The organism is Klebsiella sp. CN_Kp073 (assembly GCF_040065495.2).
Lineage (GTDB): Bacteria > Pseudomonadota > Gammaproteobacteria > Enterobacterales > Enterobacteriaceae > Klebsiella > Klebsiella aerogenes.
In genome coordinates, this window is the sequence record NZ_CM198051.1 from 249319 (window position 1) to 262837 (window position 13519).

12 protein-coding genes are annotated in these 13519 nt (G+C 56.8%); 5 read left to right on the top strand and 7 right to left on the bottom strand.

Annotated features, from left to right (window positions below; translation table 11 throughout):
* Positions 1-74: 74 nt before the first annotated feature.
* Complete coding sequence (locus ABLV66_RS01175; protein WP_047047817.1) at positions 75-974, bottom strand: LysR family transcriptional regulator; 900 nt, start codon at positions 972-974, stop codon at positions 75-77.
* A gap of 118 nt (positions 975-1092) precedes the next feature.
* Here ABLV66_RS01175 and ABLV66_RS01180 point away from each other — a divergent pair, with 118 nt between their 5' ends.
* Entirely contained in the window at positions 1093-1851 is a 759-nt protein-coding gene (locus tag ABLV66_RS01180; protein WP_348876586.1) for an SDR family NAD(P)-dependent oxidoreductase, read from the top strand.
* Positions 1852-2210: 359 nt separating this feature from the next.
* On the top strand, positions 2211-2819 hold the full coding sequence (locus tag ABLV66_RS01185) for a helix-turn-helix transcriptional regulator (protein WP_015703753.1): 609 nt from the start codon (positions 2211-2213) through the stop codon (positions 2817-2819).
* Here ABLV66_RS01185 and ABLV66_RS01190 read toward each other — a convergent pair.
* From ABLV66_RS01190 to ABLV66_RS01205, 4 genes are all read right to left on the bottom strand, one after another.
* Positions 2816-3238, bottom strand: a complete 423-nt coding sequence (locus ABLV66_RS01190) for a glycoside hydrolase family protein (protein WP_047047822.1) — start codon at positions 3236-3238, stop codon at positions 2816-2818. The two genes, ABLV66_RS01185 and ABLV66_RS01190, sit on opposite strands and share 4 nt — an antisense overlap.
* Before the next feature lie 75 nt (positions 3239-3313).
* The gene (locus ABLV66_RS01195) at positions 3314-3841 is read right to left on the bottom strand and encodes a GNAT family N-acetyltransferase (RefSeq protein ID WP_047047824.1); all 528 of its coding nucleotides are present in this window, start codon (positions 3839-3841) and stop codon (positions 3314-3316) included.
* 63 nt (positions 3842-3904) lie between these two features.
* On the bottom strand, positions 3905-5563 hold the full coding sequence (locus ABLV66_RS01200; protein WP_047078846.1) for an alpha,alpha-trehalase: 1659 nt from the start codon (positions 5561-5563) through the stop codon (positions 3905-3907).
* A gap of 270 nt (positions 5564-5833) precedes the next feature.
* Positions 5834-6982 (bottom strand): iron-containing alcohol dehydrogenase, encoded by a 1149-nt coding sequence (locus ABLV66_RS01205; RefSeq protein WP_047065929.1) that lies wholly within the window; start codon positions 6980-6982, stop codon positions 5834-5836.
* Between the two features lie 99 nt (positions 6983-7081).
* Between ABLV66_RS01205 and ABLV66_RS01210 the strand changes: the two genes are divergently transcribed.
* Positions 7082-7705: a glutathione S-transferase family protein gene (locus ABLV66_RS01210; protein ID WP_047065928.1), complete on the top strand. Its 624-nt coding sequence runs from the start codon at positions 7082-7084 to the stop codon at positions 7703-7705.
* Between the two features lie 193 nt (positions 7706-7898).
* Complete coding sequence (locus tag ABLV66_RS01215) at positions 7899-8993, top strand: serine hydrolase domain-containing protein (RefSeq protein WP_063415798.1); 1095 nt, start codon at positions 7899-7901, stop codon at positions 8991-8993.
* Between the two features lie 32 nt (positions 8994-9025).
* Here the strand turns inward: ABLV66_RS01215 and gorA are convergent, their stop codons facing one another.
* Both gorA and ABLV66_RS01225 read right to left on the bottom strand, forming a co-directional pair.
* Positions 9026-10378: a glutathione-disulfide reductase gene (gene gorA / locus ABLV66_RS01220; protein ID WP_045359206.1), complete on the bottom strand. Its 1353-nt coding sequence runs from the start codon at positions 10376-10378 to the stop codon at positions 9026-9028.
* Positions 10379-10450: 72 nt separating this feature from the next.
* The gene (locus ABLV66_RS01225; RefSeq protein ID WP_015703746.1) at positions 10451-11293 is read right to left on the bottom strand and encodes a 23S rRNA (adenine(2030)-N(6))-methyltransferase RlmJ; all 843 of its coding nucleotides are present in this window, start codon (positions 11291-11293) and stop codon (positions 10451-10453) included.
* A gap of 176 nt (positions 11294-11469) precedes the next feature.
* Here ABLV66_RS01225 and prlC point away from each other — a divergent pair, with 176 nt between their 5' ends.
* Positions 11470-13512 carry an oligopeptidase A gene (gene prlC / locus ABLV66_RS01230; RefSeq protein ID WP_045397157.1) on the top strand — a complete coding sequence of 681 codons (2043 nt, stop codon included), beginning with the start codon at positions 11470-11472 and terminating at the stop codon, positions 13510-13512.
* The last annotated feature ends 7 nt before the right edge of the window (positions 13513-13519 follow it).

Consider the following 13519-nt stretch of genomic DNA (forward strand, 5'->3'; position numbering starts at 1 on the left):
AGCCAAAAGTATACCTTAAACGACGCATCTTGCAGGCGCCCATCGGCCCGACGGGCGTTGACGACCCGCGCCGATTAATCGACATAACCTTTCATCAATCCGCCCAGCCACTCCATAAAGAGATGTACGCGGCGGGAGAGATTGCGCCGATGTGGATAGATAATCGATACCGGCATCGGTTCGGCGCGGTACTGCGGCAGGATCTCAACCAGCTCGCCGGTACGCAGCGGTTCGCGTACCGCAATGCGCGGAACCTGAATAATGCCGAGCCCGGCCTGACAGGCGGCCTGGTAGGTTTCGGTGCTATTGACGGTCAACACGCCGCCGATTTTGACCCAGCGCACGACGCCGTCGCTGACGACCTCAAAACCTGACTGCCGCGCGCCGAAGTTGCTGGCATAGTGGATCAGGGCATGATCCGCCAGATCGTCGAGACTTTCCGGGTAGCCGAAGCGCGCCAGATAATGTGGACTGGCGCAGTTAATTTGCGTGAGCTTGCCGAGCGGGCGGGCGATGAGTCCCGAGTCTTTAAGCGTACCCACCCGGATCACGCAGTCGAAACCTTCGCGCACCACATCGACCAGCCGGTCACTACTGCTCAGTTCGACTTCAATACCGGGATACTGTTGTAAAAACGCGGGAAGTTTCGGGATGACCAGTTTTTTGGCGACGCTGATCGGCATATCGACACGCAGGCGGCCACTGATGCTCGACGGATCGCCCTGAAACATACCATCCAGCTCTTCGATATTGCTTAACAGGTCTTTGGCGCGTTCGTAATAGACCATGCCGTCCTGAGTCAGCTGCACCCGGCGGGTGGTGCGGTGGAGCAGGCGGGCGCCGAGATGGCTTTCCAGCGCCTGGATCTGTCGCGATACGCTACCTTTGGGCAACCCAAGGGTATCGGCGGCGCGAGAGAAGCTCTCCAGCTCCGCGACGCGGATGAAGAGTTGCATTGCGTGAATTTTATCCATACTTACTGCCTATTGTTGTTAATACTGAAACAGTAAAACGTAATTTAGCCAATTTATTGTTACTGCGTCTGCTAATAAGCTCTTTATTCACACACACGTAATGACGAAGAGGTTTCTGATGACACAACGTATCGCTTTAGTGACCGGCGGCAGCCGCGGCCTGGGAAAAAACGCGGCGCTGAAGCTGGCGGCCAAGGGAACCGATATTATTCTGACCTACCACAGTAACCAGCAGGCGGCGCTGGAAGTGGTGGGCGAAATTGAGCAAACAGGCGCGGAAGCAGCAGCATTACCGCTGAACGTCGGTGATAGCGCCAGTTTTTCTGGCTTTGCGCAACAGTTGACGCAATGTCTCAAGGAGAAGTGGCAGCGCGATAGCTTCGATTATTTATTGAACAATGCCGGCATCGGGTTGACCGCGCCGTTTAGCGAGACCAGCGAAGCGCAGTTTGACGAGCTGATGAGCATCCACTTTAAGGGACCGTTCTTCCTTACCCAGCAGCTGCTGCCTTTGATTAAAGATGGCGGGCGCATTCTGAACGTCTCCAGCGGGCTGGCGCGTTTTGCGCTACCGGGCTATTCCGCTTATGCGGCGATGAAAGGCGCGATGGAGGTATTAACCCGTTATCAGGCCAAAGAGCTCGGCGCGCGCGGGATATCGGTCAATATTATCGCTCCCGGGGCAATTGAAACCGACTTTGGCGGCGGTGCGGTGCGTGATAATGCCCAGCTTAACCAGCATATTGCCGCCCAGACGGCGCTGGGACGCGTCGGTCTGCCGGATGATATCGGCGATGCTATCGCCGCGTTGCTGAGCGACGAGCTTGGCTGGATGAACGCTCAGCGCATTGAGGTTTCCGGCGGCATGTTTTTGTAATGAGAACGCCCTGCGCATAATGGCGCAGGGCGTCACCATATTGTGCGTTTTATTATTCCGTAACACTCTTTTTCCTCATGCATATCGCTGATTTTTCGCGAGTGGATTACACTGGCGGAAATAATATTATTTTCCGCTTAGCTGTCCGTTTAATTAAGGAATTCCTTACATCAAATGTAATAAATATTATGAATGGGTAATCGTTCCGCGCTGGCGTGTAACTATTCATCTTCATGATGTTTATATCATCTACTCCATCGGTAAAATGGCTTAGGTCATACGGCGAGTTCTTATTTTTGTCGGCTGATATTACCCTTCCCCCACTTTTTAAGGGGTATTTTTTCGATGGAGAGCAGTCCATGCAAGTAATCATGTTTGACAGGCAGTCAATATTTATTCATGGAATGAAGGTCGGCTTACAACAACGTATTCCTGAAATTAATATTCATAGCACCTGTCAGGCAGAACAGCTGTGGCAACTGCTCACGGCTCATCCGCAGGCGCTTCTTATCCTTGATGGCGACCTGAATAGTGAATTTTGTTGCTGGTTGCTCCAGGAAAAGCAGCAGCGTTTTCCGCATGCCAAAGTATTATTAGTGGTTTCGGATGATAATAAAAGCTGGCTGCAACGAGCGCTGGCGTGGAACGTGCGCGCCATTGCCCAACGTGAGGATAGCGCCGATATGTTTGCCCAGATCATTAATAGCATCATGTTGGGTATGATGTGTCTGCCTGGCACCTGGTTAATGACTTCGGCGGAGCGCGGGAAACACGCTGTGCATTTAAGTCGTCGCCAGCAGGAAATTTTAAAACTGCTGGCGGAAGGCAGCTCTAATAAGGAAATTAGCCGTACGTTAAATATCAGCGCCGGGACCGTGAAAGCGCATCTTGAGTCGTTATATCGGCGGCTGGATGTGAAAAATCGGACCCAGGCGGCGATGGCATTTAATAGCGTCGGTGAAAATTAACTGGTCTGAGAAAACCACTCGCACTCCTGCAGGCGGAAGGCGTTATCGCGGTCAATTTTCCGCCATATCGCCAGCGCCTGCGTTATGTTGTGGCTGTTAAGTGAACGCAAAATAGCCTCCAACTCCGGTTGGGCGCTGCCATCTAAACTGAATACCAGCGCCAGCAGGGCATCGCACTGCGGCTGAGTCAGTTCCACGACTAACCTTCGCTGTAATATCTGTTGGCACCGCAGCAGGTCTAGCGTCAATAGCATCATCGCCAGTTCGGCGGTGATGGGCGTCTCTTTCTCATCTTCACCGATAGCGTGGCCGTAGCCGACCCGCCATTGCCCAAATTTGTCCTGATACGGCAGTAGCGCCAGCCCTTGCGTCTGCTGGATAAAACGCAGCCCCGGCAGGCTTAACGTGGTGACGGTCATGATCTTTTCCTCTGTGGTTGGCGGCAGTGTAGAGGAAAAGCGGGGTTGCCCCCATTCGCCGGATGGCCCAGGACCTTATTGGTAATCGTGGCGCATCAGGCCAAACAGCCAGTCATTGTGCCAACGGCCATGTAGCCAGTAGCTCTCGCGTAGCTCTCCTTCCTGAATAAATCCTGTTTTTAGCAGCAGTTGTTTTGAGGCCTGGTTCCCGGCGGTGACGCTGGCGGTCAGGCGACGGATGCCGCCTGTAGAAAACGCGTAATCACATAGCGCCCGCAGTGATTCATATCCGTAGCCCTGGCCCTGCGCCTGTGGGGCGAAGAGAAAGCCCACTTCGGCAATATCATCATCGTGGTGGCAATAGCCGGTCAGGCCGAGGGGCGTATGGCTTTGCCGATCGCGAACCACCAGACATAACCAGTGCGCGGCCTTAGGCGACCAGGCCGGCAGGCGCGTATCAAACGCGGCGCGGATATCGGCGATGGGCCGGTTATCCGCGACATAGAGCATCACCTGCGGATCCTGTTGCAGGCTGAGAAAAAAAGACCAGTCGTCAAGCTGCAGCGGCGAGCAGCGCAGCCGCGGCGTAAGCAGTTCGGGCATGTTGTCGGCTCTGGCAAGGGGAAAATAAAACCTTAGCAGCACAGCATGCCGACGGAAAGTGCCTCATGAAGACCTCGGCTCGCCGTACAGGCTGATGAGTCGCCGTACCACGCCGTTGGTCCAGCCGAAGCCATCCTGCAGCGGATACTCCCCGCCGCCACCCTCATGTGGGACGCCGCTGGCGATATGATATTTCTCAATCAGCTTGTGGTGTTTGAGATAAAATTGATTCACCGTCTGCAGCCAGCTCTGGGCGATTTCATCGCCGAGCGGGTCGTGGCCGTACATTTTGAATCCCTGTACCGCCATCCACTGCAGCGGCGCCCAGCCGTTGGGTTTATCCCACTGTTCTCCGCTTTCATATTCCGTCGCCATGATGCCGCCAGGGGTGAGCAGACGCGCGCGTACGGCATCCGCCAGCCGTTCGGCCTGGGCGTGAGTCGCCATCCCGACATATAGCGTGACGATACTGGCGGCGGAGAACAAGGCCAACTGCTCACGGCGCCAGTCGTAATCGCGAAAACAGCCGCACTCTTCATCCCACAGATAGCGGGTCACCGCCTCCCGGCGTGCGTTAGCTTTACGGCGAAATTCGGCTTCAGCTTCGCGATCGCCCTTCAGGCCGGAAAGGTTGGCGATAGTATTTTCCAGCTTAAACAGAAAAGCGTTGAGGTCGATGGGAATAAACTGGGTGGTACGGATACTCGCCAGCCGGGTGATATCGCGCAGCCAGCGGCTGGAGTAGTCCCAGCCGGAAGCCGCGCCGGCGCGCAGGTCACGATAGACCTCGTTCGGCGGGCGGCCGGAATGTTTTGCCGTTTCTACATCTTCTCGCCAGGATTCATCGCGCGGCGTATCGCGGTCGTCCCAGTAGCGGTTAAGCAGCGAACCATCAGGCATACGCACCACGTGACGGTAGGCCTGGTTAGGGATCAGCGATTCCGCGCCGTCCATCCAGAAGGCGTGCTCTAATTTGAGATGGTCAAGATAGCGGCGCGCGCCGCGAACGCCATCTTCCTCAAACAGTTCAACCATCAGGGCGAACACCGGCGGCTGGGAGCGGCTGAGATAGTAGGTGCGATTGCCGTTGGGAATGTGGCCGTAGGTTTCAATCATCCAGGCGAAGTTGTCGGCCATACATTTGAGCAAATCTTCACGGCCGCTTTCCGCCAGCCCCAGCATGGTGAAGTAGGAATCCCAGTAGTAGGTTTCGCTAAAACGCCCGCCGGGGACGATATATGACTGCGGTAGCGCCAGCAGCGACGACCACGGAATATGATCCTGCGGTTCACGTGTGAGGACTGGCCAGAGCTTATCGATATGCTCTTTTAGCGTCAGTTTCGGATCAGAAGTGTAATCATCGGCGCGGTTATCCGGCAGCCAGAAGTTGTCTTCCACAAACTGACGCAAATCGAACTCCGGCGTACGCTTAACCCGTCGATAGTGCATCAGGATATCCAGCGGATCGTGTTTCGGCGCGCAGTCGGGAAAGGTTTTACTATCAAGAAAAATGCGCGACTTTTGGACGTTGGTAAACAACTCGAGATAGCGGTCGGCGGGGGTCAGCGCGTCGGACGCCGGTAGCCCTTCGATGATCTCCGGCTCCGGTTCGGCGTCGAACATTTCATCCAGTTTTAACTCATACGGATCGGCTTCGTAGCACGGATCGTTTTCGATCCTCAACTCGTCGTCATCAACGTTGCGTAGTTTCTGGCTGAACATAGCGATACAGGCCTCCGGATAGCGTGAGTTTAGGGGCCGGGCATGCCCGGGCTCTCTAATAAGCGTAGACACTCGCTTCGGTCTGCGGAAGACAAACTGTGCGTCAGGTCACGCTTTTCAGTGCATAAAAACGACAGGGAAGTAGAGCAGGTCTTTGAAATTAAAGGGTGAATATTTACCGGTATCGTGAATGCGCGAAAACGAAATTCGGAGCATTCATTATGCAACAAAATTTGAACCGCCCCGGGTAAACGCAGGCGGTTGGCTCGTTTATTCCCAGGCGGCTTCCAGCATCTCCAGCAGTTGCTCTGAATCCAGCGTGACCGGATTGGCTTTCATCGACGATGAACTACTGGCCGCCAGCGCGGCGGGTTCCAGCGCTTCGCGCGGCACGCCGAGGTCGCGTAAATTGCCGAGCCCCGAGCGCTGGCTCCATTCGCGCAGGCTTTGCCAGGCGTCATCCGGCGAGACGCCGAGTCCGGCAGCGATCCACTGGCGCACGTCGAGGAAACGCTGGCGCAGCGCCGGATTGGTTACCTGCGACTCATTGAGTTCCAGCCCAAAGGGCAGCAGGCAGCCGCAGAGCGCGCCGTGGGAGGCATCGCTTAGCCCGCCAAGCGGCCCCGCAAGACCGTGAACCACGCCCAGCCCGGCGTTGGCCAGCGCCAGCCCGCCGCACAGGCTGACCCAGGCCAGCTCGTCGCGGCTGTCGGCACACTCTTTTTCCATCAGCGTTTTTAACGCGGCGATGCCGCGGGGGATCGCCTCACGGCACAGAGCATCGGTGAAGGGCGTCGCCCGGGTGCACAGCCAGGGTTCGATAACCTGAGTTAAGGCATCAAGGCCGGAGCCGAGGGTGACGGCGCGGGGGGCGTTATCCGTTAACGCCGGATCGACAATCGCCAGCTGCGGCAGCATGCGGTCGTCACGCAAGCTGACTTTGCGTTGCTGCTGCGGGACGTTGATGACCGCGTTTTTAGTGACCTCCGCGCCGGTGCCGGACGTTGTGGGAATAGCGGCAAACGGTAGCGGGCTGGCTTCCAGTATTCTCCCCGTTCCGACGACTTCCAGATAGTCGATGGCAGGCCCGCTTGCCGGGACCAGCGCGGCAATGGCTTTACCGGCATCAATGACCGCGCCGCCGCCAAGGCTGACCACCGCGCCGACGCCGCGCTCGCGCGCCAGCCGTACGCCGCGTTCTATATCGTCCAGCGTGGGTTCATTGGCGATAGCAAACGTGCTGACCTGAAGATGCAATGCGGTCAGTTCACTCAATAAAAACTGGGCGCGGCTTTTGGTCGCGCCGTGAACCAGCAGCACCGGGGCATCATATTGCGCCAGCCACGGCGCGGCGCTGCGGGCCTGCCCGCGGCCAAAGCGGATATTGCCGGGCGTTAAAATGTTGAAGGGAGTGACCATGTGTAAGAGTACCTGTAGTGGATAATTATTCTGCAATCCACTATACACATTATCCGGCAAGCTTCATGTCTGCCATATTACGAAAAAGGGTTGCTGACGATGATAAGAATCTTGGGTAAACGCTCGTCTATTAACGTGCGTAAAGTCCTCTGGACCTGCGAAGAGGCGGGGATCGAGTATCAGCAGGAAGATTATGGCAGCGGCTATAGCCCGCTTGATACGCCGGAATTTTTGGCGCTCAATCCGAATGCGTTAGTGCCGGTGCTGGTGGATGACGATTTTGTCCTTTGGGAGTCGAACAGCATCTGCCGCTATCTGGCGCGTAAGGCCGGACGTGAGGATTTGCTACCCTCGGCGTTACGTGCCGCGGCGCAGGTAGAGCACTGGATGGACTGGCAGGCGACGGAGTTTAATAGCGCCTGGCGCTACGCTTTCACGGGACTGGTGCGTAAAGACCCGCGTTTCCAGGACCCCGCAGCGATTAAAGAGAGTATCGCCGCGTGGACGCGCTGCGTACAGATTGTCGACAACCAGCTACAGCGCACCGGCGCGTGGCTGACCGGCGAGACGTTTACGCTGGCGGATATCGTGCTGGGGCTTTCGGTGCACCGTTGGAAAATGACGCCGTTCGCCCACCCGGAGATGGCAAACGTCGAACGCTGGTATATGGCCCTTAACCAGCGTCCGGCATTTATGCGCCACGGCAATAACGGCGTGGCGTAGCGTCCTAAGCCTGGAGCTTATTTATTTTTCAGCGTATTCGCTTTGCGCTGGCAGAGTAATACCGCTACGATCCGCGTCTATTTTTTATCTCATCCCAAAATGCGCGGCAGGTAGGTGAAGTTTGAACAGGCGGTTAGGCCTTGTGCTATTGGCATTACTGTTGGTTTCAGGCTGTTCCGGTACGCTGTCGCAAATGAGTCCGCCCAGCAATGAAACCAGCCTGGTGGGAAATGATGGGCAGCGGCTTTCCATCGACGCTTTCGTCAGCCATTACATGCGTGAAAAGCAGGTTAGCGGCGTGGTGGTGGCGGTTATTCATCACAACGGTCCGGCTGAATTTCACTGCTTCGGCGTGACGGATGATAAGCAGCGCTACCCGATAACCCCGCAAACGCTTTTTGCCCTCGGCTCGTTAAGTAAAGGCGTAACCGCTGAAGTGGTGACGATGCTGGTTAACAAGGGACGCTTGCACTGGAACGACACCTTACAAACTCTGCTGCCGCCGGGTACGGCGCTGAGCGAAGATGCCCGTAAGATAACCTTGCTGCAGCTGGTCACCCATACCTCCGGGCTGCCGCGTCAGCCGATGAATATGCTGTCGCTTGAGCATCTATTGGCCTATCTTAACGACGGTGAAAACTTCTATCACGAGCTCGATGCCGATGGCGTGTTGAGCTATCTGAGCAACTTCAATGCGCCGCAGGAACGCGAGCCGGGCTACTCCAACCTTGGTTTTGCGATACTGGGATATATCCTCAAATACCAAACCGGCGAATCGATTGAGACGCTGGCTTCACGGATGATCTTCCGGCCGTTGGCGATGGGGAATACCAGCTTCCAGCCGCAAACGCTGCGTGAATATCCGTGGCGGGCGCTGGGACATGCAGGCGATCAGCCGAAATTTAAACCGCGCGGCGCGCTGACGCCGGACTGGAAGTTTACCAATAACATGGTTGGCGCGGCGAGTTTGTACAGCGACGCCGGCGATCTGATTAATTATGCCCGCGCTCACTTCGCGCCCACGGGGCAGACGGCGCTGGATAAGGCATTCAGGGACGTTAGCGTCGATTATTATCCGCGGCAAATCGAAGCGGCGAACATTGCCTGGGTGACCGATACGTTTGGTCAGCAGCAATTGACCTATCAGGTGGGTTACATCGGCGGATATTCGAGCTATATCGGCTTCGATAAAGCGAATCAAAACGCGGTGGTGGTGCTGCAAAACAGCTTTAACTGGAGTAACTACATCGGCCATCAGATCCTGCGTAACCTGGTGACGGAGCAATAGTGAAGCCCCGTCCTGAGACGGGGCTGCGCGGATTAACGCATAGTGACAAACTCTTCCGCTGCGGTCGGGTGAATGGCGACGGTGTTGTCGAAGTCTTTTTTGGTGGCGCCCATCTTCAGCGCTACCGCAAAGCCCTGCAGCATCTCATCCATTCCGAAGCCGATACCGTGAATACCGACAATCTTTTCTTCCGGACCGACGCAGACCAGCTTCATACGGCACGGCTGGCGGTGAGAGGTCACGGCGGTATACATCGCGGTGAAGGACGATTTGTACACCTTCACGGCGTCATCGCCGTACTGCTCGCGCGCCTGCGGCTCGGTTAAGCCGACGGTGCCGATTGGCGGGTGGCTGAAGACTACGGTCGGGATATTGCTGTAGTCGAGGTGCTCTTCCGGCTTGTTGTTAAACAGGCGTTCGGACAGACGACGGCCTGCGGCCACGGCGACCGGCGTCAGCTCAACGGCGCCGGTATTATCGCCCACCGCGTAGATGCCCGGTACGTTGGTGTTCTGGAACTTATCAACGATGATGTAGCCTTTATCGTTGGTTTTAACGCCCGTTGCCGCCAGGTTGAAGTTATCGGTCGCCGGTTCGCGGCCAATCGCCCAAATCAGGCAATCTACGGTCTGGCTGCGGCCATCTTCCAACTCCAGAGTCAGGCTGCCGTCGGCATTCTTGACTACCGCTTTCGGAATTGCGTTGGTGTGCAGCTGCGGGCCTTCGGCGTTCATCACTTCCACCAGAGTCTCAACGATCAGCGGATCGAAGCTGCGCAGCGGCGCGTGTTTACGCACGAACAGGTGCGTTTCGGCGCCGAGGCCGTTAATCACGCCGGCCAGTTCAACGGCAATATAGCCCGCGCCGACTACCGCCACGCGCTTCGGCAGCGCCGGCAGTTCGAAGAAACCGTCGGAATCAATACCGTATTCCACACCCGGAATGTTCGGGTGGCTCGGGCGGCCGCCGGTGGCGATCAGGATATGATCGGCGGTAATGGTTTCGCCGTTGACTTCCACGGTGTGGGCATCGACAAAGCGCGCGAACCCTTTGATAACATCAACTTTATTCTTACCCAGTACGTTGTCGTAAGAGGTATGAATACGGTCGATATAGGCGCTGCGGCTGGCGACCAGCTTATCCCAGTCGAAATGATTGATGGTGGTATCGAAACCGTAATCCGGGCCATACAGGTGGATTGCTTCGCGGATCTGCGCCGCATGCCACATCACTTTTTTCGGCACGCAGCCGACGTTGACGCAGGTGCCGCCCAGCTCTTTGGCTTCAATCAGCGCGCACTTCTGGCCGTACATCGCCGCACGGTTAATCGAGGCGATACCGCCGCTGCCGCCGCCGATGGCGAGGTAATCATAATGTTTGCTCATGCCCATATGTCCTTAATCGTTAATTGCCGCGATTGTAGCGCGAGGCTTAAAAGGTTCCACCGATGGTTGCGATTACTCCGGTACGATCCAACTCACGGTCGCGTGACCGGTACCGGCTGGAACCAGTTTGCTGTGCAGCCACGGCAGCACGTTATTCATCTGCTGTTCCAGCTTCCACGGCGGGTTGATGACGATCATCCCGGAGGCGGTCATGCCGCGCTGATCGCTGTCCGGACGCACCGCCAGCTCGATTTGCAGAATTTTGCGAATACCTGTGGCTTCTAAATCTTTAATCATGCGTTTGATTTGCGCGCGCAGCACCACCGGATACCACAGCGCGTAGGTGCCGGTGGCGAAGCGTTTATAACCTTCGTTAATCCCGGTGACCACCGCCTGATAATCGGTTTTAATTTCGTATGGCGGGTCGATAAGAATCAGACCGCGACGGGAAACCGGCGGCAGCTTGGCCTTCAGCTGCTGATAGCCATCGGCTTTGTCGACGCGCGCGCGGCTGTCTTTCTGGAACTCGGCGCGCAGCAGCGGGAAGTCGCTCGGGTGCAATTCGGTCATTTGCAGGCTGTCCTGCTCGCGCAGCAGTTGGCGCGCGATAAGCGGCGAACCCGGGTAGTAACGCAGCTGGCCGCTGCGGTTGAAGTGCTCGACGACCGAAATATACGGCTCCAGCTCGGTCGGCAGATCGTCCTGCTGCCAGATACGGGCGATGCCTTCAAGGTACTCGCCAGTACGTTCGGCGTGCTCGCCGCTCAGCTGATAGCGGCCCGCGCCGGCGTGGGTGTCCAGGTAGAGAAACGGTTTTTCTTTCTCTTTCAGCGATTCAATGATCAAACTCTGAACGGTGTGTTTAAGGACGTCGGCGTGGTTGCCTGCGTGAAAGCTGTGGCGATAACTGAGCATGTATGCAGAGATTCCGGGAAGTAAACAAGTTAACCGACAGTTTACCGCAGTTCGCCCAGGATTGCCGCTGTCGCACCGCCTGTCATTGAAATTCCCGCAACTATCCCCCATTCTAGATCTCATGCAAAAGCGCCGGAACGCGCGCTTCATTCACCTTCTTCAACAGGACAGCGCATATGACCAATCCATTACTGACGCCTTTTTCATTGCCGCCTTTTTCTGCGATTAAACCAGAGCACGTGGTCCCTGCGGTCACCAAAGCGCTGGATGATTGCCGGGCCGCGGTGGAAAGCGCGGTGGCGCACGGCGCGCCGTATAGCTGGGAAAATCTTTGCCAGCCGCTGGCGGAAGTGGACGATGTGCTGGGACGCATCTTCTCGCCAATCAGCCATTTAAATTCGGTAAAAAACAGCCCGGAGCTGCGTGAAGCCTACGAACAGACGCTGCCGCTGCTCTCCGAGTACAGCACCTGGGTCGGCCAGCATGAAGGCCTGTATAAAGCCTACCGCGACCTGCGCGACGGCGATAACTACGCCACCTTGAATACCGCGCAGAAAAAAGCGGTCGATAACGCGCTGCGCGATTTCGAATTATCCGGTATTGGCCTGCCGGCAGAAGCGCAGAAACGCTACGGCGAAATCGCCGCGCGCCTCTCTGAGCTTGGCAATCTGTACAGCAACAACGTGCTTGATGCCACCATGGGCTGGAACAAGCTGGTGACCGACGTCGCCGATCTCGCTGGCATGCCTGAAAGCGCGCTGGCCGCCGCTCAGGCCCAGGCGCAGGCGAAAGAGCAGGAAGGGTATCTGCTGACGCTGGATATCCCGAGCTATCTGCCGGTGATGACCTACTGCGACAATCAGGCGCTGCGCGAAGAGATGTATCGCGCCTATTCCACTCGCGCCTCCGATCAGGGCCCGAACGCTGGGAAATGGGATAACAGCCCGGTGATGGCGGAGATCCTCGCGCTGCGTCACGAACTGGCGCAACTGCTGGGCTTTGACAGCTACGCCTTTAAATCTCTGGCCACCAAAATGGCCGAAAACCCGCAGCAGGTGCTCGATTTCCTGACCGACCTCGCAAAACGCGCGCGTCCTCAGGGCGAGAAAGAGCTAGCTCAGCTGCGTGCTTTCGCCAAAGCCGAGTTTGGCGTCGATGAACTGCAGCCGTGGGATATCGCTTACTACAGCGAAAAACAGAAACAGCATCTCTACAGCATCAGCGATGAGCAGCTGCGCCCGTATTTCCCGGAAAACAAAGCCGTTAACGGCCTGTTTGAAGTGGTTAAGCGCATTTATGGCATCACCGCCAAAGAGCGTACCGATGTCGATGTGTGGCATCCGGAAGTGCGTTTCTTCGAGCTGTATGACGAAAATAACGAGCTGCGCGGCAGCTTCTATCTCGACCTGTATGCTCGCGAACATAAACGCGGCGGGGCGTGGATGGACGACTGCGTCGGCCAGATGCGTAAACTGGATGGCTCCTTGCAAAAACCGGTCGCTTATCTGACCTGTAACTTCAACCGCCCGGTAAACGGCAAACCGGCGCTGTTCACGCACGATGAAGTAATTACCCTGTTCCACGAGTTCGGCCATGGTCTGCACCACATGCTGACCCGCATTGATACCGCTGGCGTTTCCGGCATCAGCGGGGTGCCGTGGGATGCGGTCGAGCTGCCGAGCCAGTTTATGGAAAACTGGTGCTGGGAGCCGGAAGCGCTGGCCTTTATATCCGGTCATTACGAAACCGGTGAACCGCTGCCGCAGGAACTGCTGGAGAAAATGCTGGCGGCGAAAAACTACCAGGCGGCGATGTTTATTCTGCGCCAACTGGAGTTCGGTCTGTTCGATTTCCGTCTACACGCGGAATACTCGCCGGAGCAGGGGGCGAAAATCCTCGAGACGCTGGCCGAGATTAAAAAGCAGGTCGCCGTGGTGCCTGGCCCGACCTGGGGCCGCTTCCCGCATGCATTCAGCCACATCTTTGCGGGCGGCTACGCGGCGGGCTACTACAGCTACCTGTGGGCCGACGTGCTGGCGGCGGATGCCTTCTCGCGCTTCGAAGAAGAGGGGATTTTCAACCGCGAAACCGGTCAGTCATTCCTCGACAATATCCTGAGCCGCGGCGGTTCCGAAGAGCCGATGGTGCTGTTCAAACGCTTCCGCGGGCGCGAGCCGCAGCTGGACGCGATGCTTGAGCATTACGGGATCAAAGGCTGATTGCTAC